The sequence below is a fragment of the Arthrobacter sp. OV608 genome (assembly GCA_900110595.1).
Lineage (GTDB): Bacteria > Actinomycetota > Actinomycetes > Actinomycetales > Micrococcaceae > Arthrobacter.
Genome location: FOEZ01000001.1, coordinates 559,295 through 578,626, shown reverse-complemented (window position 1 = coordinate 578,626; position 19,332 = coordinate 559,295). Strand labels below are relative to the sequence as shown.

Below are 19,332 nucleotides of genomic sequence, written 5' to 3'. Positions count from 1 at the left end.
GCAGTCAAGCCCGGACGCTGGTGGCGCACCGGAGATTGCTGCCGAAAGTTTAGTAGTCCGGCCACTTCACTGATTGATGTGGCCGGTTGTCTTAGCTGTTGGTTGCGCTCCCCCTGTGGCAGGTGCGGACCCAGCAGACACAAGGACTAATTTTGCCACAGTCCGCGACGGACAGCCAATCCCGGAATCCGCGGCCCGAAGAATGCGGGCCCGGTCAGTCCTGGTGTCCGTCAGGCCCGGCGGGGCGGCGCCGCAGGCGGCCGTCCACGACGTCGTATCCCAGGTCCTGCAGGGCGGCGCGGTCGGCACGGGGCAGCTTGCCGGCGTCAAACGTTTCGAGCAGGTCGGGGCGGCGTTCCGCCGTCCGGCGGAACTGTTCGTGCCTGCGCCACTGGGCGATCTTTCCATGGTTGCCGCTGAGCAGGACCGGGGGCACTTCCCGCTCGCGCCAGACAGATGGCTTGGTGTAGACCGGGTACTCCAGCAACCCGTCGGAGTGTGACTCCTCCACCAGCGACTCCGGGTTTCCCACAACACCGGGCAGGAGCCTGCCGATGGCCTCCACCATGGCCAGGACAGCCACTTCACCGCCGTTCAGGACGTAATCGCCAAGGCTGACGGGACGCACGGTGAAGTGTTCATTCGACCACTCGATGACCCGCTCGTCGATGCCCTCATAGCGTCCGCAGGCAAATACGAGGTGCTCCTCTTCGGCCAGTTCGTAGGCGAGGGCCTGTGTGAACCGCTCCCCCGCGGGCGACGGGACGATCAGGACAGGCTTGTCCAAACCTGCCGGGCGCCCCTCTGCGATTGACGACAATGCCTGGGCCCAGGGCTCAGCCTTCATCACCATGCCCGCGCCACCGCCGTAGGGGGTGTCATCCACAGTCCGGTGCCTGTCGGTGGTGAAGGCCCGGAGATCGTGGACGTGAAGGTCCAGGATCCCGTCCTGGCGGGCCTTGCCGATCAGGGAGAGTTCAAGGGGCGCGAGGTACTCGGGAAAAATACTGACAACGTCGATCCGCATTTAGGCGTTGCTTTCCGGACCGGTTCCGGCGTCCTGGTCCACGTTCAGCTCGAACAGTCCGTCTGGCGGGGTGAGGAGGACGAATCCTTCCTCGATGTTGACCTCCGGCACGATCTGCTCAACGAAAGGTATGAGGATCTCTTCCCCGCCTGGCGTGGTGACCACCAGCAGGTCCTGGACCGGCATGGTGTTGAGCGCGGCGACCTTGCCCACCACCTGGGATCCCACCCGGGCTTCGAGTCCTACCAGCTCGTGCTCGTACCAGCCGTCGTCGTCGTCTTCGTCCAGTTCCTCGGTTTCAATGAAGAGTTTGGCACCGCGGAGGGTTTCCGCTTCATTGCGGGTTCCAATTTCCTCGAACCCCAGCAGCAGGATGTCCTTGTTCCAGCGGGCGCTGCTGACGGTCAGCGGTCCGGCAGAGGCCGGTTCGACCACAAATGCGGTTCCCGGAACAAACCGGTCCTCAGGGGCGTCGGTCAGGACCTGGACGGTTACTTCCCCCCGGATGCCGTGGGGTTTGCCGATTCGTGCCACCTGCAGCTGCATGTGTTCCTCTGTTCCGATGTGTCTGTTCCGTGTGGTTCGGCGGGGGTGCCGGTGAAAGGGTGCCGGTGAAAGCACTCCGGCCCCTCCACCGTGGGTGGAGGGGCCGGAGCAAAAGCTGATGTTGCCGAGCGCTCAGCGGCGGCGGTCAGTGTCGACGACGTCGACCCTTACCGGTTCGCCGCCGGCCAGGGCTGCCACAACGGTGCGCAGTGCGCGTGCCGTGCGGCCCTGGCGGCCGATCACCCTTCCGAGGTCGTCCTGGTGAACGCGCACCTCGAGGGTATCCCCGCGGCGGTTGCTCTTGGAGCTGACCTTGACGTCATCCGGGGAATCAACGATTCCCCGGACCAGGTGTTCCAGCGCTTCTGCCAGCAATTTACTCAGCCTCGGTGGTCTCTGCCTCGGCCGGTGCCTCGGCTGCCTCAGACTTGGATGCCTTCTTGGTGATGGCTTCCGGGATGATCACAGAACCTTTTTCGGGAGCAACGAAGGCGACTTTCTCAGACTTGGTCTTGAGGGTGCCTTCCTGGCCCGGCAGGCCCTTGAACTTCTGCCAGTCACCGGTGATCTTCAGGATGGCGGCAACCTGCTCGGACGGCTGGGCGCCGACGGACAGCCAGTACTGTGCACGCTCGGAGTTAACCTCGATGTATGAGGGCTCTTCGGTGGGGTGGTACTTGCCGATTTCCTCGATGGCGCGGCCGTCACGCTTGGTGCGTGAGTCTGCGACGACGATGCGGTAGTACGGTGCGCGCATTTTGCCAAAGCGCTTAAGGCGAATCTTTACGGCCACTTTTGTGGTCACTCCTGTTTCAGAAAGGGGGTGAACCCGGCGTTCTGCACCCGTGGGGCGGGCCGTACTTGCGGGCTCGAAGGACAGGATCCGGACGCGGAGAGAGGGGCCACGCAGATCGAGTACCTGTTCATTGTGCCAGATGAGCGCCCGGATTTCGACTTGACACCCTGCCCGCGCCCGCGGGCATGTTGCTCATGAGGTCCAGACGTACAGTCCGCTGCGCTCAGAGTCGTCGATTCCGCCGGCGAGTTCCGCCAGTTGCCGGACGTAGGTCCGGGCCTGGGCGGAATCGAACGGCATGTCCTCCTGGGCAGCCCACTGTTCGGCGACGTCATCCAGGACGTTGCCTTCCCCTTCGATCTCGTAGGTCAGAAGGTCGGCGAGGGCACGGACCATGGCCGGGGGTACAGCAAGGAGCGAGTCGCTGGCTACGTCCACCATGGTCAGCTCGTAGTCGGCGCCGCCGGCATGCACGGCGGTGCCGGCGAGATCACCAAGCTGCTCAATTTCGAAGTCGCTGATTTCGGGGATGCGCACAGCGTGCGCGGCCGGCTGGCCGCTGCCCTGGTCCAGCACTCCGGCGCGCTTCAGCGCGCTTGCGTGGTCGGCAACAAAGATCTCGGTGAAGCCCATGGGAAGTGCCCTCGTTCCGTCGACGGTGCGGCCGCTCAAGCAAGCGGCACCTGCCGCGCCGGCCGTTCGGCATCAGCCTAGTACACCGCCCCGGCCCCCGCCGCCCGCACCCGCGCCGGCAGGCGGCATTCCAACGGGGTTCGCAGGCGGGCTCAGCGGACCGCGACCCGGATGTTGGTGCGCCAGGGATCCTCGAACCGCAGTTCCGCACCGGTGTGGTGCGCGGGCACCCCGGCGACCTTCAGCCGGTCAGCGAGCGCCCCGACGTCGTCCCCCGAGGGAACTTCGATGAGCACTTCACCCAGGCCAAGAGTGTCCTTGCGGGGCCCCGCTCCGCGGCTGTTCCAGACGTTCATCGCCATGTGGTGGTGGTACCGGCCGGCGGAGACAAAAAGTGCCTGTCCGTGCCAGCCGGCGGTCTTTTCGAAGCCAAGGGTGCCCACGTAGAAGTCCCGGGCCGACTGGACGTCGCCAACCTGGAGGTGGACGTGACCTACGCCCGCCACTGTTCCGCGCTGGCGCTGCAGGGATTCTTCGGTGAGGTGCTGCTCCAGGTAGCGCTGTGGCGGCAGGGCGAGGCTGTCCATCACCACGTCGGTACCGTTCCATGACCAGCTGCTCCGCGGGCGGTCCCAGTAGAGCTCAATGCCGTTGCCTTCGGGATCGGTGAAGTAGAAAGCCTCGCTGACGAGGTGGTCGGCGCTGCCCGTGAAGGAGCGCGGCTCGAACCGGGCGGCTGTGGCGATGGTGGCTGCGAGGTCGGCCTGGTTCTCAAACAGCAGGGCCGTGTGGAAAAGGCCGGCTTCCCCCCTGACCGGGAGGTTCAATCCCGGAGCGGGCGCAAGGTGGACCAGCGGTTTCTGGAGGCGGCCAAGGTACAGCCCTCCGTCCTGCTCGGCCACAACTTCTAGCCCCAGTGCACGCTGGTAGTAGTCGGTCATGACCTTCATGTCGCCCACCTTGAGCATTACGGTGCCCATGGTGAGGTCGGCAGGAAGAAGATCCTGGGTGGCGGCTTCTGCAGTCATTGAAAACTCCCGGTGCTGGGGCCCGTCGGGTTGGTGGGCCTGTCACAATTAAAATTACTTGAAGCTTCAATTTATTCCAAGCAGTTTTCGGGTTATCCGTGTCTCAGCGGACGACGCGCCCGCCCAGCACCACGTGGGCCAACTCCTGCACCGTTTCCGGAACCTGCCGCGGATCCTCCCGGCAGAGTACGACGTCGGCCCGGGCACCTTCCTCGAGCGCGTCAGCACCCAGCCACTTCCGGGCGCCCCAGCAGGCGGCGTCAAGGGCGGCGGCCACAGGCAGGCCCGCATGGTGGAGGGCCAGGATTTCATCACCGATCCGCCCGTGGCGGATGACGCTGCCGGCATCCGTTCCGGCGTAGATCTTCACTCCGGCGTCGAACGCCTCCAAGACCCGCTCCGCGCGCCGTTCCCACAGGGCGCGCATATGGGCCGCGTACTGGGGGAACTTGGGCTCCGCCTGCGACGCGATGTCCGGGAAAGTGGCGATGTTGATGAGGGTGGGCACCATGGCAACACCCTGCTCCACGAACCGCGGAAGGTGCCGCGGCAGCAGTCCGGTGGCGTGTTCGATGCAGTCGATGTCCGCGTCCAGCATCTGGTCCAGTGTTTCTTCCGCGAAGCAGTGCGCGGTGATCCTGGCACCTTCGTCGTGCACGGCCTGGACGGCGTCCTTGACGACGGCGGCAGGGAACGACGGCGCCAGGTCGCCGGCGCCGCGGTCGATCCAGTCCCCCACGAGCTTGACCCAGCCGTCGCCGTCGCGGGCCTGCTTCCGGACGGCTTCCACCAGGCCGGCGGGCTCGACTTCCTCCGCGAAGCCCCGCAGGTACTTGCGGGTCCGGGCGACATGCCGGCCGGCGCGGATCAGCAGCGGCGCGTTGCGGCTGCCCTGGAGGAAGCGGGTGTCTGCGGGGGAACCTGCGTCCCTGACCAGCAGCGTGCCCGCATTCAGGTCGGTCCTTGCCTGCTCTTCCGCCGTCGCTTCGTCAACGGCGCCACCGGTTCCCAGGCCGATATGGCAGTGGGCGTCAACGAATCCCGGCAGCACCCAGCCGTCCAGGATCCTGCCCGGTTCGGCCGCCGGCTGCCGGAAGGTCAGCCTGCCGTCCACGGACCACAGCCCGCGTGCCTCGGTGTCCGGCCCGGTCAGGACGGCGCCGTTGAACTGGATGATCTCTGCCATGGATGTGCCTCGCTTTCCCGCCCGGACAGGCTAGCACCACCGGATGTGACACGGCCCTTCCGAAACAGCTGTGGTAGCTTCTTGGTGACCACACGGGTGCCCTTGCAGGGGCTGAGATCGGGCTGACGCAGCCTGCGACCGTTGAACCTGTCCGGGTAATGCCGGCGAAGGAAGTGAGTATTCCTTGAGTACATCAAATGCACAGCTTAACCCTGCCCAAATTCAGTCCGGCGGCCTGTCCGAAGGCCAGGACCAGCCACCCGTCACGCAGTCGCTGAAGTCCCATTCCCTGGCGTTTGTCGACGATGCGGCGGCCGGGATCCGGGTGCCGGTCACGGAAATCGAGCTGGCGGATTCACCGAACGGCCAGCCCAACGGGCCGTTCCGTGTCTACCGGACCGCCGGGCCCGGCAGTGATCCCGTCCGCGGCCTCACGCCATTCCGGGCTGAGTGGATAGCAGCGCGTGCGGACACGGAAACTTACGGCGGCCGCGGGCGGAACCTGCTCGACGACGGACGCTCGGCTGTCCGCCGCGGTGCCGCCAGCGCCGAGTGGAAGGGCGCCCGGCCGGTGCCCCGCCGCGCCGTCGACGGCAGGACCGTAACCCAGATGCACTACGCCCGGCAGGGCGTGGTCACCCCGGAGATGCGGTTTGTGGCCTTGCGGGAGAACTGCGACGTCGAGCTGGTCCGCAGTGAAATTGCTGCCGGCCGGGCCATCATTCCCAACAACATCAACCACCCCGAATCCGAGCCGATGATCATCGGCAAGGCATTCCTGGTGAAGATCAACGCGAACATCGGCAACTCGGCCGTCACCAGTTCCATCGCCGAGGAGGTGGACAAACTGCAGTGGGCCACCCAGTGGGGCGCGGACACGGTGATGGACCTGTCCACCGGCGACGACATCCACACCACCAGGGAATGGATCATCCGCAACTCCCCCGTGCCGATCGGAACCGTTCCCATCTACCAGGCACTCGAGAAGGTCAACGGCGAAGCCAACGCCCTGACCTGGGAAATTTTCCGCGACACCGTGATCGAACAATGCGAGCAGGGTGTGGACTACATGACCATCCACGCCGGGGTACTTCTCCGGTACGTGCCCCTGACGGCCAACCGGGTGACAGGGATCGTGTCCCGCGGCGGTTCGATCATGGCCGGCTGGTGCCTGGCGCATCACCAGGAGAACTTCCTCTACACACACTTTGACGAACTCTGCGAAATCTTCGCCCGGTACGACGTCGCCTTCTCCTTGGGTGACGGCCTGCGGCCGGGGGCGACGGCTGACGCCAACGATGCCGCGCAGTTCGCCGAACTGGACACGCTGGCTGAGCTTACGCAGCGGGCATGGGAATACGACGTGCAGGTGATGGTGGAAGGCCCCGGCCACATTCCGTTCCACCTGGTGCGCGAAAACGTGGAGCGCCAGCAGGAACTGTGCAAGGGTGCCCCGTTCTACACACTGGGGCCGCTGGTCACCGACGTGGCCCCCGGCTATGACCACATCACCTCGGCCATCGGCGCCACCGAGATCGCCCGCTACGGCACCGCCATGCTGTGCTATGTCACGCCGAAGGAACACCTGGGCCTGCCCAACAAGGATGATGTTAAAACCGGGGTGATCACCTACAAGATCGCTGCCCACGCTGCGGACCTCGCCAAGGGCCACCCCGGCGCACACGAACGCGACGACGCCCTGTCCAAGGCACGGTTCGAGTTCCGCTGGCGCGACCAGTTCGCGCTGTCCCTCGACCCGGTAACGGCCGAGGCGTTCCATGACGAGACGCTGCCTGCCGAGCCGGCCAAGACGGCGCACTTCTGCTCCATGTGCGGACCCAAGTTCTGCTCCATGCGGATCAGCCAGGACATTCGGGATGAGTACGGTTCGGCGGCGGCGCAGGCGGCACTGGCCGATGCAGCGGCAGGGATGCGCGGAAAGAGCGAGGAATTCCTGGCGGCCGGCGGCAAGGTTTACCTTCCGGAACTGAGCGTTCCCGCCGGAAGCCAGGGCTTCAGGACGCCCTAGGTGACTGGATCCTGCTCACATCCCGGATAAAGGACCGCAGGATGCGGTCCCCCTCCACGGAGTCGTGGGGCCGGTGCCCTCCCGCCGCAGTGCGGTGCAGGGCGCCGGTCTCCCGGAGGTACCCGGCAATTTCCTCGTAGAGCGGTTCCCATCCTCCGGTGAGGACCAGGGTGGGCACGCCCGGGACAATGTGCAGCGGCGCTTCCCAGGCCGGGGCCTGCAGCCGCAGCCGCCTGGCGGAACGCTTCTCCTCGGCCGTGGCGGGCTGCTGCAGGTCTGTGGCGTAGACGCGCCGGACGAACTCGCGCTGGAAATCCTGGTCGCTCATCTGGTGACGGGCATCGAACAAGGGCTGCATCAGGCCAATGTGCGCCGCGGTGGCCGGGAGTTCTGCGGTGAGCGACAGGCATGCCGGTTCCACCAGGGTCAGGGAAAAGACCAGATCAGGGCGTTCGACGGCGGCCATCATCGCGGCGACAGCACCCTGGGAATGTGCCACGACATGTCCGCCGGCGGCGCCCCGGCCGTCGTCGGCCAGCGACCGCAGGACGATCCTGGCATCCTCCTCGAAGGAAGATTCAACGGGCTCGGCCACCGGATCATAGCCGTGGCGGCGGAGGAACAAGGCGTCGTAGGACAGTGCCATCCCGTGCTGGCGCGGCCAGGCCGCGGAGCCGAAGCTGCCGGCGCCGTGCACGAACACTACCCTCTGCTTGAACATGACCCAACCCTATTCCACGGCACTGACTTCCCCCGGGAACCATCCCAAGTGACTCGCAGTTGACGCACTGAAAAGCGCATTTGAGTGCGTCAACTGCCAGTCAGTCGGGCGGGCTACTTGCCGAGGAACTTGTCGAAGCCCTTGGGCAGGTTCAGCTGCGAGGGATCGAAGTCGCCGGATTGCTGGCCGAAAGCGGCACCGGTGGGAAGGGCCTTGGCAGCGTTGGCGCGCCGGGCCTCGGCGTCCTTGCGCTCCTGGGCAGCCTTGGCCGGGTTGCCGGACTTGGCCTTCTTCTTGGGGGCGTTCTTCGCGTTCTTCCGGGCGCCGCCGCCGGCGCCGGGAAGCCCCGGCATTCCGGGCATGCCCGGCATGCCGCCCTGGGCCATCTTCTTCATCATCTTCTGGGCCTGCGCAAAACGCTCCAGCAGGCCGTTCACCTCGGACACGTGTACGCCCGAACCGCGGGCGATGCGGGCGCGGCGTGAACCGTTGATGATCTTCGGGGCCAGGCGCTCGTGCGGCGTCATGGACCGGACGATGGCTTCCACGCGGTCAATTTCACGCTCGTCGAACTGCTCGAGCTGCTGGCGGATGTTCTGCGCGCCCGGCATCATCATGAGCATCTTCTTCATGGAGCCCATGTTGCGGATCTGCTGCATCTGGGCCAGGAAGTCCTCGAGGGTGAAGTCCTCCTGGTCGGCGAACTTCTTCGCCATCCTGGCGGCTTCGTCCTTGTCCCAGGACTTCTCCGCCTGCTCGATGAGCGTCAGGACGTCGCCCATGTCCAGGATGCGCGAGGCCATCCGGTCCGGGTGGAAGAGTTCGAAATCGTCCAGGCCTTCGCCCGTGGACGCAAACATCACGGGCTTGCCGGTGACCGACGCGACCGAGAGGGCTGCACCGCCGCGGGCGTCGCCGTCGAGCTTGGACAACACGATGCCGGTGAAGTTGACGCCCTCATCGAAGGCGAGTGCCGTGTTCACGGCGTCCTGGCCGATCATCGAGTCGATAACGAACAGGACTTCGTTGGGCACGATGGCGCGGCGGATCTGGCGTGCCTGCTCCATCATGTCAACGTCGACGCCGAGGCGGCCGGCGGTGTCCACGATCACGACGTCGTGGAGCTTCTGGCGGGCTTCCTCAACACCGGCGCGGGCAACCTCCACAGGATCACCGGCAGGGTGCTCCAGCTCGGAGGAGGTGGCTCCCGGGTGCGGCGCGAAGACCGGCACCTTGGCCCGCTGGCCCACCACCTGGAGCTGGGTGACGGCGTTGGGGCGCTGCAGGTCGCAGGCCACGAGTATGGGGCTGTGGCCCTGGGCCTTCAGCCACTTCGACAGCTTGCCGGCCAGGGTGGTCTTACCGGCGCCCTGGAGGCCGGCCAGCATGATGATGGTGGGGCCGTTCTTGGCCAGTCGGATCCGGCGGGTCTCGCCGCCCAGGATCTCCACGAGTTCCTCGTTGACGATCTTGACGATCTGCTGGCTCGGGTTCAACGCGCCCGAGACTTCGGCGCCCAGGGCGCGTTCACGCACCCGGCTGGTGAATTCACGGACTACGGGAACGGCAACGTCCGCGTCCAGGAGGGCGCGGCGGATCTCCCGCACTGTGGCATCAACATCGGCCTCAGTGAGGCGGCCTTTGCCGCGGAGATTTTTGAAGGTTGCTGTCAACCGGTCAGAGAGTGAATTGAACACGTGCCGTGCACTTCTTTCAGTGGATGATCGGGACTCGACTATCTAGGGTACCAAGCCGGCCCGCAAGGTGGCATGCTGGCGAAATGACGAGCCAAACAACTGTAAAAACCCTGCTCATCCTCGGCGCTTCCGGAGACCTCACCGGCCGGCTGCTCCTGCCGGGCCTCGCACGCCTCGTGGCAAAAGGCCGGGCGGCAGGGCTGCGGCTGGTGGGGGCAGGCTCGGATCCCTGGACTCCGGAGCAATGGCGGGACAGGGTGCATCAGTCCTTTGCCGGGTCGGCGGAGTCTGCGGGCCCCGAGGGACAACGCGCCCTGGCGGACCTGGAAAAGGAGACGGTCTACCACCAGCTCGATGTCACAGCCGACGGCGCCCTGGCGGCGCTGCTCGCCACCCTCGAGGGCCCTGCCGCCGTTTATTTCGCGCTGCCGCCCCGGATCAGCCAACTGGCCTGCGAGACGCTCCGCCCGGAGCAGGTTCCGGCAGGCACCCGGCTGGTGATGGAAAAGCCGTTCGGTTCCAGCGAAGAATCCGCACGTTCGCTCAACCAGACCCTGGGCCGCCTGGTCCCGGAGGACCACATCCACCGCGTGGACCACTTCCTGGGCAAAGCCACGGTGCTGAACATCCTGGGCCTGCGGTTCGCCAACAACTTCCTGGAACCGGTCTGGAACCGGCATCACGTGGAAAAAGTAGAGATCATTTTCGACGAAGACCTCGCGCTGGAAGGCCGGGCCCGCTACTACGACGGCGCAGGCGCACTGCGTGACATGATCCAGAGCCATCTCCTGCAGATCATGGCCCTGATGGCCATGGAACCGCCGTCGACCATCAGCGAACGGGACCTGCGCGACTCCATTTCCACGGTCCTGCGCGCTGGCAGCGTCCCCGCCCCGTACCCGGAGTCCACGCACCGGGCGCGCTACACGGCAGGCACTGTGGGAGGCAAGGACGTGCCGGATTACGCAAAGGAGGAGGGCGTGGACGCCTCCCGCGGGACCGAAACCCTCGCCGAGCTGGAAGTGCGAATCGACAACTGGCGCTGGAAGGGCGTCCCGTTCATCCTGCGGTCCGGCAAGGCGATGGGTGTGAAGCGCAAGGAGGCAGTGGTGACGTTCCGGCCCGTCCCCCATTTGCCCAAGGGCTTTACCGGGGTGGACTCGCCGAACCAGCTGCGGATCGGCTTCGGGCCGGACACCCTCGAGTTCGACGTCGATGTGAACGGACCCGGTGAAATCCTCAGCCTGTCCCGGATCACCCTGGAGGCGGAGCTGAGCGCCTCCGAGCTCCTGCCCTACGGCGAGGTCCTGGAGGGTGTGCTCACCGGCGACCCGCTGCTCTCTGTGCGGGGCGATACAGCAGAGGAATGCTGGCGGATCGTTGAACCCGTGCTGAAGGCATGGCAGGAGGACAGCGTCCCCATGGAAGAGTACGACGCCGGGTCGGCCGGTCCGGCGGACTGGTCCAGTACCCCGCTGGCAGAGTAGGCCGCGGGCGGCGCCGGCAGCCGTACAGGCTTAGAGGGCAACAGAAGAGCGGGCAGGGAACCTTTCGGTTCCCTGCCCGCTCTTTCAATCTGCTGGATTAGCCTGCCGGAAGGAGAAGCTGCCTAGATGGCGGCAACTCCGCGTTCCCCGGTGCGCACCCGGACCGCTTCGAAGACGTCCATGGTCCACACCTTGCCGTCCCCGGCACGTCCGGTGTTCGAACTGGCGATGATGACGTCCAGGATGTCATCGGCCTGCTCATCCGTGGCCAGGACTTCCACCCGGATCTTTGGCAGCAGGTCCACGTTGTACTCGGCTCCGCGGTAGACCTCGGTGTAGCCGCGCTGCCGGCCGTAGCCGCTGGCCGCGCTGACCGTCAGGCCCTGTACGCCGTAGGCTTCCAGTCCTTCCCGGATGGCTTCGAGCTTTTCCGGCCTGACGATTGCGGTGATCAGTTTCATGCCCCCACGCTTTCCTTGCCTGTTGCTGATTCCTTCTTCGGCGCAGCAGCCGCTTCAGCAGCCTGCGCGCCTTCCTGCTGGTTCTTGCCGGTGATCAAGTCGTGCAGCGGCTGGAAGCTTCCGCCGTGGCCGCTGACACCGAACTCGTAGGCGGTCTCGGCGTGCAGGCTGAGGTCCACACCCACCGTTTCCTGTTCCTGCGAGACCCGGAAGCCCATGGTCTTGTGGATGGCCAGGGCGATGATGGTCGTCAGGATGGCCGAGTAGGCAATGGCGATTCCGGCCGCCGCGAGCTGTGCCCACATCTGGGTCATGCCGCCGCCGTAGAACAGGCCGCCGCCCACGCCGTCGGTGGGCAGTGCGATGAAGCCCAATGCCACGGTGCCGATGATGCCGGAGACGAGGTGGACGCCGACGACGTCCAGCGAGTCATCGAAGCCCCAGCGGAACTTGAGTCCCACGGCCAGGGCCGAGGCCACGCCGGCTACCACGCCGAGGCCGAGGGCGCCGACGGGGCTGACGTTGGCGCAGGCGGGGGTGATGGCCACGAGGCCGGCAACAACACCTGAGGCTGCGCCCAGCGAGGTGGGGTGGCCGTCGCGGATGCGCTCGGTGACGAGCCAGCCGAGCATGGCTGCCGCCGGTGCTGCGAGCGTGTTGATCCAGATGAGGCCGCCCTGCTCAGCCGTGGTGGCGGCGCCGCCGTTGAAGCCGAACCAGCCGAACCAGAGGATGGCCGCACCGAGCATCACGAACGGAATGTTGTGCGGGCGGTGGTTCGGGTCCTTGCCGAAGCCCTTGCGGTTGCCGATGATGAGGACCAGCACCAGGGCCGCGACACCTGCGTTGATGTGGACCACGGTGCCGCCGGCGAAGTCAATGGCCGGTCCGAGTGCCTGGCCTACTGCGCCCTCGGGGCCGAACAGTCCGCCGCCCCACACCATGTAGGCCAGCGGGCAGTAAACGAGCGTCACCCACACGGGGACGAACACGGTCCAGGCGCCGAACTTGGCACGGTCCGCGATGGCACCGCTGATCAGTGCCACGGTGATGATCGCGAAGGTGGCCGCGTAGCCGACCTTGATCAGTCCGTCAGGGGTGTCGATCCCCTCGAGGCCGAAGGTGGCGAACGGGTTGCCCACAATCTGCAGGAAACCTTCGCCCGAGCTCATGGATGCACCCCAGAGAACCCAGACAACGCCCACCATGCCGATGGAGATGAAGCTCATCATCATCATGTTCAGTGCGGCCTTGGCACGGGTCATGCCGCCATAGAAAAATGCCAGACCTGGTGTCATGAACAGCACAAGGGCTGCCGCCACCATGATCCAAACGTGACCTGCGGTAAGTTCCATGGTGCACGTCCTCTCTCATCGAATCTTGCGGAAGTCCTCCGCCTGCCAACGCCTTTTTGCGTCCTGTAAAAAGTGTGTCGTCGGCGTGTTTCGACCGCGGAGGATTTAGATTGCCGGCCTGTTACAACAACCTCTAGGAAGTAAATGGTGCATATCGCACTTGTTACGGTTGTGTTTCACGATTCACGCCGGCACCCGGCCCACCCCATTGCAAGGAATTGCCCACCATGACGGCAGCACCCCGCGGAAGCGGCGCCACTTCAAGGATTCTGTCCCGCCTTCGGCCCCAGCGGGACCCGCTGCCCCGGGACGTCAAGGTGATGCTTGCCGCTGCGTTCCTGATTGCGCTCGGCTTCGGGCTTGTTGCGCCCGTATTGCCGCAATTCGCCAGGACATTCGGGGTGGGCAACACCGAGGCTTCCGTGATTGTTGCGATCTTCGCTTTTATGCGGCTGGTCTTTGCTCCAGCCGGCGGAAGCCTGATCGGCAAGCTCGGGGAACGGCCCGTCTATGTGGCCGGGCTGCTGATCGTGGCCGGGTCCACGGCCGCCTGCGCCTTTGCCCAGGACTACTGGCAGCTTCTGCTCTTCCGCGGTCTCGGCGGCGCCGGCTCGGTGATGTTCACGGTGGCATCGATGGCGCTGGTCATCCGGCTGGCACCGCCGGAGAGCCGCGGCCGGGTGTCCGGGGCCTATGCGTCGGCGTTCCTTGTCGGCAGCGTGTGCGGTCCCATCATGGGCGGGCTGTTGGCCGGGTTCGGCCTGCGGGTCCCGTTCCTGGCGTACGCCGCGGCCCTGATTGTTGCCGCGGTGGTGGTACAGACGCAGCTGAGCCACCAGCGCCGCGGATCTGCGGACGCACAGCAGCGCGCACCCGAGATGAACTTTGGCCAGGCGCTGGCAACAGGGGCGTACCGGGCCGCGCTGACCTCCAGCTTCGCAAACGGGTGGGGCACCTTCGGTGTGCGGATGGCCACCGTTCCGCTGCTGGCCGCTGCCGTCTTCGGCGCCGGGCCGGAGGCCGCGGGGCTGGCACTGGCCGTGTTCGCAGCAGGCAACGCCGCGGCACTGACATTTTCCGGACGCTTGGCGGACAGCATGGGGCGAAGGCCCATGATGATCGCGGGGTTGCTGGTGGCGGGCGCCGCTACAGCGGCCATCGGCTTCGCTGACCAGCTCGGATGGTTCCTGGCCGCCTCAGCGGTGGCCGGCGTCGGCTCCGGCCTGTTCGGGCCGGCCCAGCAGGCGGCCGTCGCGGACGTGATCGGCAACGAGCGGTCAGGGGGCAAGGTGCTCGCCGTCTACCAGATGGTGTCCGACGTCGGCGCGATCGTTGGGCCCATTGTGGCAGGTCTGCTGGCGGACCGCCTGGGCTATGGCTGGGCTTTCGGGGTCACCGGCGGGGTCATGGTGGTTGCGGCCTGCGTGTGGCTCGGAACCAGGGAGACCCTCAGGCCCGCCAAGGCCTGAGGGTCTGGCGGCGAGGCCAGCTAGTTCAGGAGGGCGTCCACAAACGCTTCGGCTTCGAAGGGTGCAAGGTCGTCAGCGCCTTCACCCAGACCGATGAGCTTGACCGGAACGCCGAGGCTCCTTTGGATGGCGACGACGATGCCGCCCTTGGCTGTACCGTCCAGCTTGGTGAGGACGATACCCGTGATGTTGACCACCTCGGAGAACACCCGTGCCTGGTTCAGCCCGTTCTGGCCGGTGGTGGCGTCGAGCACCAGGAGGACCTCATCCACTTCGGCCAGCTTTTCGACCACCCGCTTGACCTTGCCGAGCTCGTCCATCAGGCCAACCTTGTTCTGGAGCCGGCCGGCGGTGTCGATCATGACGACGTCGACCTCCTGGTCGATGCCGGCCTTGACCGCTTCGTAGGCGACCGAGGCGGGGTCTGCGCCGTCGATATCCGATTTGACGGTTGGCACACCCACCCGCTGGCCCCAGGTTGCCAGCTGTTCGGCGGCGGCGGCACGGAAGGTATCGGCGGCGCCCAGGAGCACGTCCTTGTCCTCCGCCACGAGCACGCGGGCAAGCTTGCCCACGGTGGTGGTCTTGCCGACGCCGTTGACGCCCACCACCATCATCACGGCGGGCTTGTCGTCGTGCCGCTGGACGTTGAGGGTGCGGTCCATGGTGGGATCAACGAGCTTGATGAGTTCCTCGCGGAGCAGCACCTTGACCTGCTCGGGCGTCCGGGTGCCCAGTACCTTGACGCGCTCACGCAGGGCATCAACCAGCTGCATGGTGGGTTCGGTGCCAAGGTCGGCAAGGAGGAGGGTTTCCTCGACTTCGTCCCAGACGCTTTCGTCGATCTTGTCGCTGGACAGCAGCGCCAGGAGTCCCTTGCCCATGATGTTGTTGGAGCGGACCAGCCGTTCGCGAAGGCGCATGAGCCGCCCGGCCACGGGCAGCGGCGTCTCGACCGGGATGACTTCCAGCCCCGCGGCATCGTCCGGGACTGTGGTGGTGTCGAGGTCCTCCACGTCCGCCGGGCCGGCCGCTTGGATATCCGTTGTGGTGGACGGCCTGTCATCGACGGCTGTGCTGCCGCCGCGCGGCATGACGGGATCGTTGGCGTCGCGGGTACCCGGGTACTGGTTGATGTTTTTCCGCGTCTTGAGCAGGACCGGAATCAGCCCGCCAATAACCGCCAAGGCAGCAACAATGGACAGAATTATGGGGAGGATGTCATTCACTCCCCTAGCTTCTCATACGGCCTGCCTACAACTCCGCGCCGAGGCGCTGGCTGATCACGGTGGAGACGCCGTCGCCCCTCATGGTCACGCCGTACAGGGCATCGGCCACTTCCATGGTCCGCTTCTGGTGGGTGATGACAATGAGCTGGCTCGATTCCCGGAGCTCCTCGAAGATGGTGATGAGCCGGCCCAGGTTGGTGTCGTCAAGGGCAGCCTCCACTTCATCCATCACGTAGAACGGCGACGGGCGGGCTTTGAAGATGGCCACCAGCAGGGCGACGGCGGTCAGCGAGCGCTCACCGCCGGACAGGAGCGAGAGGCGCTTGATCTTTTTGCCGGCAGGCCGGGCCTCCACCTCGATGCCGGTGGTCAGCATGTCCGCCGGGTCGGTGAGCACCAGCCGTCCCTCGCCGCCGGGGAACAACCTGGCAAAGACCCGGATGAACTGCGCCTGGGTGTCTTCGAAGGCTTCGGTGAAGACCCGCTGCACGCGGTCATCCACTTCCTTGATGATGTCCAGCAGGTCCTTGCGGCTGGCTTTGAGGTCTTCCAGCTGGGTGCTGAGGAACTGGTGGCGCTCCTCGAGCGCGGCGAATTCCTCCAGCGCCAGGGGGTTGACGCGGCCCAGGCTGGCGAGATCACGTTCGGCCTTGCGGAGCCGTTTCTCCTGCTCCTCGCGGACGTAGGGCTTTCCTTCGACAATCTCTGTTCCGCCGGCATCCACCGGGGCGCGCAGGGCAGCCCATTTGTCGCCGCTTTCTTCGGCGGGAACCGGAACGGGCACATTGGGCCCGTAGTCCGCCACCAGGGCGTCCGGGGTAATTCCCAGCTCATCAATGGACCGGCTTTCGAGGGCCTCGATCCGGGCCAGCTGCTGTGCGCGGGCCAGCTCATCCCGGTGCACGTTGTCCGTGAGCTCGGCGAGTTCGCGGGCGAAGGTGTCGTTCGTTGTCCGGAGGTGCAGCAGTTCACGGTCCCGCTGTTCCCGGTTCTCCTCCGCAAGGTCGCGTTCGTGCCGTGCGAGGTCCACGGACACATCCATGTACCGCAGGGCCAGTTCGACGGCGGCTCCGACTGCCGCTGCACGTTTCGCCTGGGCGCGGCGGCGCCGGGCGCGTTCGGCTGCTTCCTCCCGCGCGCGGCGCTCAGCAGCCGCCGCTCGCTCCAGGGAGGAGACCCGGTTTCTGGTGGCCGCCAGTTGTTCCTCGGCACTGCGCAGCGAGAGGCGGGCCTCCACCTCGGCAGCGCGGGCGGCGGATGCGGCCGCGGCCAGGGCATCACGATGTTCCGTGGAAGGCTCCTGCTCCAATGGTGCTTCCTGGGCAGCTGCCAGCCTCGCGGCCACGGCCGCGAGCGCTTCCTCCTCCGCTCCGACATTTTCTTCGGCCCGCGCCAGCGACGCCGCGAGTCTCTCGCTTTCACCCACGGCGCTGCGGAGGACGGAGTTGAGGTGTCCCAGGCGTTCGGCGACGGCAGCGAGCCGTGCATCCGATTCATGCAGGCGGTCGAGGGCGGCGTCGGCACGTTCCTGCGCCCCGGACCGCCGGGCCTCGGCGCCGGCAAGGGCGAACCTGCTCCGCTCAAGCTCAGCTGTGACGGCTGAAAGCCGGCCTTCGGCGTCGTCCACCGCCGCCTGGACTTCCAGGAGCGACGGCGCCTTGGCTGATCCGCCCGTGACGGATACCGCTGTGAAAATATCCCCATCCCGGGTGACCGCGGTGATCGCTGGATGGGCTGACACCACGTGGGCGGCCGCCTCGATATCGGCGACGACGGCGGTGCCGTCCAGCAGGCTCCCCACTGCAGGGCCGAAGCCGCCGGCGTCCGTGATGAGACTTGCAGCCCAGACGGCTCCCTCGGGGAGGGAAGGCGGGCGGCCCCCGGCTCCGGACGTGGCACCCGCGGAAGCCAGCAGGAGCGCCGCGCGCCCGGCGTCGTCATCCTTAAGGACCTGAACCACTGCGGCCGCTGTTTCGCCGTCCCGGACGAGTACCGCCTCCGAGGCCTCCCCCAACGCAGCGGCTATTGCAGATTCGAAGCCGGGTTCCACGGTGAGCTCCGCGGCGAGGGTCCCCAGCACTCCGTCCAGGCCTGCCTGCAGGACGTGCCCTGCGCCGTCTTTCCTGGTGAGGCCAAGTCTCAGGGCGTCGAGGCGCGCCGCGAGGGCATCACGCTTCCGGATTCCCTCGCTGACCGCGGCGGTCAGCGACGAGATGTCCTGCAACACCGCGTCCAGGGCCTCGCTGGCGGCCTCGTACTCGGCATCAAGGGATTCCTCGCCCTCTTCAACCCCTGCCACCTGGTTTTCCAGCGCGGTGAACTCGGATTGGGCGCGGGCGCGGCGCTCCAGCCCGGCGGACTGGGATTCCCGGAGCCGGCCCAATTCGGCCTGCGCGGATTCCACCCGTGACCGCGCAGCGGCAACCTGCCCGGCCAGCCGCGCCAGTCCTTCACGCCGGTCGGCGGCGGCCCGCAACACTGCGGTCAGCCGCTTGTCTTCGGCCAGCGCGGCGGCTTCGGCGTCCGCCTTTGCTGCGCTGGCGGTCTCAAGGGCCCTGCGCTTGTCCAGGATGTGGCGTTCGAGTTCTGCCAGTTCTTCGCGGACCCGGGCGGCCTGGCGTTCCAGCTGTTCGGGATCACGGCCGGCCGGGGCGGGCTCGGCGGAACCGAGCAGGCGGCTGCGTTCCTGGGCCAGCGAGCCGAGGGAGCGGAGCCGCTCACGCGAAGCCGTCAACCGGTACCAGCTGTCGCGTGCGGCATTGAGTTTCGGCGTAGCCTCGGCGGCCAGCTGCTCCAGGGCGGCCTGCTGCCGGCGGCCGGCCTCAAGTTCCTGTTCGACGGCGGCCCGCCGGGTTTTCAGGGCGGCTTCGTCGGCGACGTCCTGCTCGAGGGCCTGCTGCAACTGGACAAGGTCATCCGCCAAAAGCCTTGCCCTGGCGTCACGGACGTCGAACTGGACGCGCTGGGCCCTGCGGGCAACCTCGGCCTGTTTGCCCAGCGGGGTCAGCTGGCGCCTGATTTCTCCGGTGAGGTCGGTCAGGCGCTGCAGGTTGGCCTGCATGGCCTCGAGCTTGCGCACGGTCCGTTCCTTGCGGCGCCGGTGTTTGAGGATGCCGGCGGCTTCCTCGATAAAACCGCGGCGGTCCTCCGGAGTGGCATGCAGGACTCTGTCCAGCTGGCCCTGGCCCACGATGACGTGCATCTCGCGGCCCAGTCCGGAATCGGACAGCAGCTCCTGGATATCGAGCAGGCGGCAGCTTGCGCCATTGATGGCGTACTCGGAGCCGCCCGCCCGGAATAGTGTCCGCGAGATGGTCACCTCGCTGTACTCGATGGGCAGTGCGCCGTCGGTGTTGTCAATCGTCAGCGAGACGTGGGCGCGCCCCAGTGGTGGCCGGCCAGAGGTTCCCGCGAAGATGACATCTTCCATCTTCCCGCCGCGCAGGGTCTTGGCCCCTTGCTCCCCCATGACCCAGGCCAGGGCATCCACCACATTGGACTTGCCGGAGCCGTTCGGGCCCACCACGGCGGTGACGCCGGGTTCGAACTCGAAGGTGGTGGCGGACGCAAAGGACTTGAACCCCCGGACGGTCAGGCTTTTGAGGTGCAAGGCTTTTCGGATCTCCTGGATGGCGTGGGGCGAGTGCTTCTTCCCTGCACCAAATCTA

Annotated in this window: 16 protein-coding genes and 1 riboswitch; of the genes, 3 read left to right on the top strand and 13 right to left on the bottom strand. The window is 66.5% G+C overall.

The features are described from left to right. Nucleotides 1-214 precede the first annotated feature (214 nt). The 7 genes from trmD to BMX78_RS02650 all read right to left on the bottom strand — a co-directional run bounded on the left by trmD (nt 215) and on the right by BMX78_RS02650 (nt 5,216). Nucleotides 215-1,027, bottom strand: a complete 813-nt coding sequence (gene trmD / locus BMX78_RS02680; RefSeq protein ID WP_091415933.1) for a tRNA (guanosine(37)-N1)-methyltransferase TrmD — start codon at nt 1,025-1,027, stop codon at nt 215-217. Then, nucleotides 1,028-1,573: a ribosome maturation factor RimM gene (gene rimM / locus BMX78_RS02675; RefSeq protein WP_091415931.1), complete on the bottom strand. Its 546-nt coding sequence runs from the start codon at nt 1,571-1,573 to the stop codon at nt 1,028-1,030. It lies immediately after the preceding gene. A 132-nt stretch (nt 1,574-1,705) separates the two neighbouring features. Then, the gene (locus BMX78_RS02670; protein WP_013601399.1) at nt 1,706-1,948 is read right to left on the bottom strand and encodes an RNA-binding protein; all 243 of its coding nucleotides are present in this window, start codon (nt 1,946-1,948) and stop codon (nt 1,706-1,708) included. Between the two features lies 1 nt (nt 1,949). Continuing rightward, the gene (gene rpsP, locus BMX78_RS02665; protein WP_091416086.1) at nt 1,950-2,366 is read right to left on the bottom strand and encodes a 30S ribosomal protein S16; all 417 of its coding nucleotides are present in this window, start codon (nt 2,364-2,366) and stop codon (nt 1,950-1,952) included. A 195-nt stretch (nt 2,367-2,561) separates the two neighbouring features. After that, on the bottom strand, nt 2,562-3,002 hold the full coding sequence (locus BMX78_RS02660) for a hypothetical protein (RefSeq protein WP_091415928.1): 441 nt from the start codon (nt 3,000-3,002) through the stop codon (nt 2,562-2,564). Between the two features lie 152 nt (nt 3,003-3,154). Continuing rightward, nucleotides 3,155-4,030 carry a VOC family protein gene (locus BMX78_RS02655; protein ID WP_091415926.1) on the bottom strand — a complete coding sequence of 292 codons (876 nt, stop codon included), beginning with the start codon at nt 4,028-4,030 and terminating at the stop codon, nt 3,155-3,157. A gap of 103 nt (nt 4,031-4,133) precedes the next feature. Beyond that, on the bottom strand, nt 4,134-5,216 hold the full coding sequence (locus tag BMX78_RS02650) for an amidohydrolase family protein (protein ID WP_091415924.1): 1,083 nt from the start codon (nt 5,214-5,216) through the stop codon (nt 4,134-4,136). An 82-nt stretch (nt 5,217-5,298) separates the two neighbouring features. Beyond that, nucleotides 5,299-5,406: riboswitch (TPP riboswitch) on the top strand. Between BMX78_RS02650 and thiC the strand changes: the two genes are divergently transcribed. Further along, nucleotides 5,401-7,245 (top strand): phosphomethylpyrimidine synthase ThiC, encoded by a 1,845-nt coding sequence (gene thiC, locus BMX78_RS02645; RefSeq protein ID WP_091416084.1) that lies wholly within the window; start codon nt 5,401-5,403, stop codon nt 7,243-7,245. Its footprint overlaps the riboswitch before it by 6 nt. Here the strand turns inward: thiC and BMX78_RS02640 are convergent. Together BMX78_RS02640 and ffh are read right to left on the bottom strand one after the other, a co-directional pair. Next, nucleotides 7,232-7,966: an alpha/beta fold hydrolase gene (locus tag BMX78_RS02640; RefSeq protein ID WP_091415921.1), complete on the bottom strand. Its 735-nt coding sequence runs from the start codon at nt 7,964-7,966 to the stop codon at nt 7,232-7,234. The genes thiC and BMX78_RS02640 overlap by 14 nt on opposite strands. A 113-nt stretch (nt 7,967-8,079) precedes the next feature. Next, a complete protein-coding gene (ffh, locus tag BMX78_RS02635) occupies nt 8,080-9,663 on the bottom strand; it encodes a signal recognition particle protein (protein ID WP_091415919.1) in 1,584 nt (527 codons plus the stop codon). An 83-nt stretch (nt 9,664-9,746) separates the two neighbouring features. Here ffh and BMX78_RS02630 point away from each other — a divergent pair, with 83 nt between their 5' ends. Continuing rightward, complete coding sequence (locus tag BMX78_RS02630; protein WP_091415917.1) at nt 9,747-11,150, top strand: glucose-6-phosphate dehydrogenase; 1,404 nt, start codon at nt 9,747-9,749, stop codon at nt 11,148-11,150. Nucleotides 11,151-11,272: 122 nt separating this feature from the next. Here BMX78_RS02630 and BMX78_RS02625 read toward each other — a convergent pair whose 3' ends face one another. Together BMX78_RS02625 and BMX78_RS02620 are read right to left on the bottom strand one after the other, a co-directional pair. Next, on the bottom strand, nt 11,273-11,611 hold the full coding sequence (locus BMX78_RS02625) for a P-II family nitrogen regulator (protein ID WP_015937412.1): 339 nt from the start codon (nt 11,609-11,611) through the stop codon (nt 11,273-11,275). Beyond that, nucleotides 11,608-12,966: an ammonium transporter gene (locus BMX78_RS02620; RefSeq protein ID WP_091415915.1), complete on the bottom strand. Its 1,359-nt coding sequence runs from the start codon at nt 12,964-12,966 to the stop codon at nt 11,608-11,610. The genes BMX78_RS02625 and BMX78_RS02620 overlap by 4 nt, the downstream gene beginning before the upstream one ends. Before the next feature lie 227 nt (nt 12,967-13,193). Here BMX78_RS02620 and BMX78_RS02615 point away from each other — a divergent pair, with 227 nt between their 5' ends. Beyond that, nucleotides 13,194-14,435, top strand: a complete 1,242-nt coding sequence (locus BMX78_RS02615) for an MFS transporter (RefSeq protein ID WP_091415912.1) — start codon at nt 13,194-13,196, stop codon at nt 14,433-14,435. Between the two features lie 20 nt (nt 14,436-14,455). On the opposite strand, the gene ftsY is transcribed toward BMX78_RS02615, so the two are convergent. Both ftsY and smc read right to left on the bottom strand, forming a co-directional pair. Next, nucleotides 14,456-15,664, bottom strand: coding sequence for a signal recognition particle-docking protein FtsY (gene ftsY, locus BMX78_RS02610; RefSeq protein WP_091415911.1), 1,209 nt, complete (start codon nt 15,662-15,664; stop codon nt 14,456-14,458). Nucleotides 15,665-15,689: 25 nt separating this feature from the next. Continuing rightward, nucleotides 15,690-19,274, bottom strand: a complete 3,585-nt coding sequence (gene smc / locus BMX78_RS02605; protein ID WP_170850662.1) for a chromosome segregation protein SMC — start codon at nt 19,272-19,274, stop codon at nt 15,690-15,692. Nucleotides 19,275-19,332: the final 58 nt, after the last annotated feature.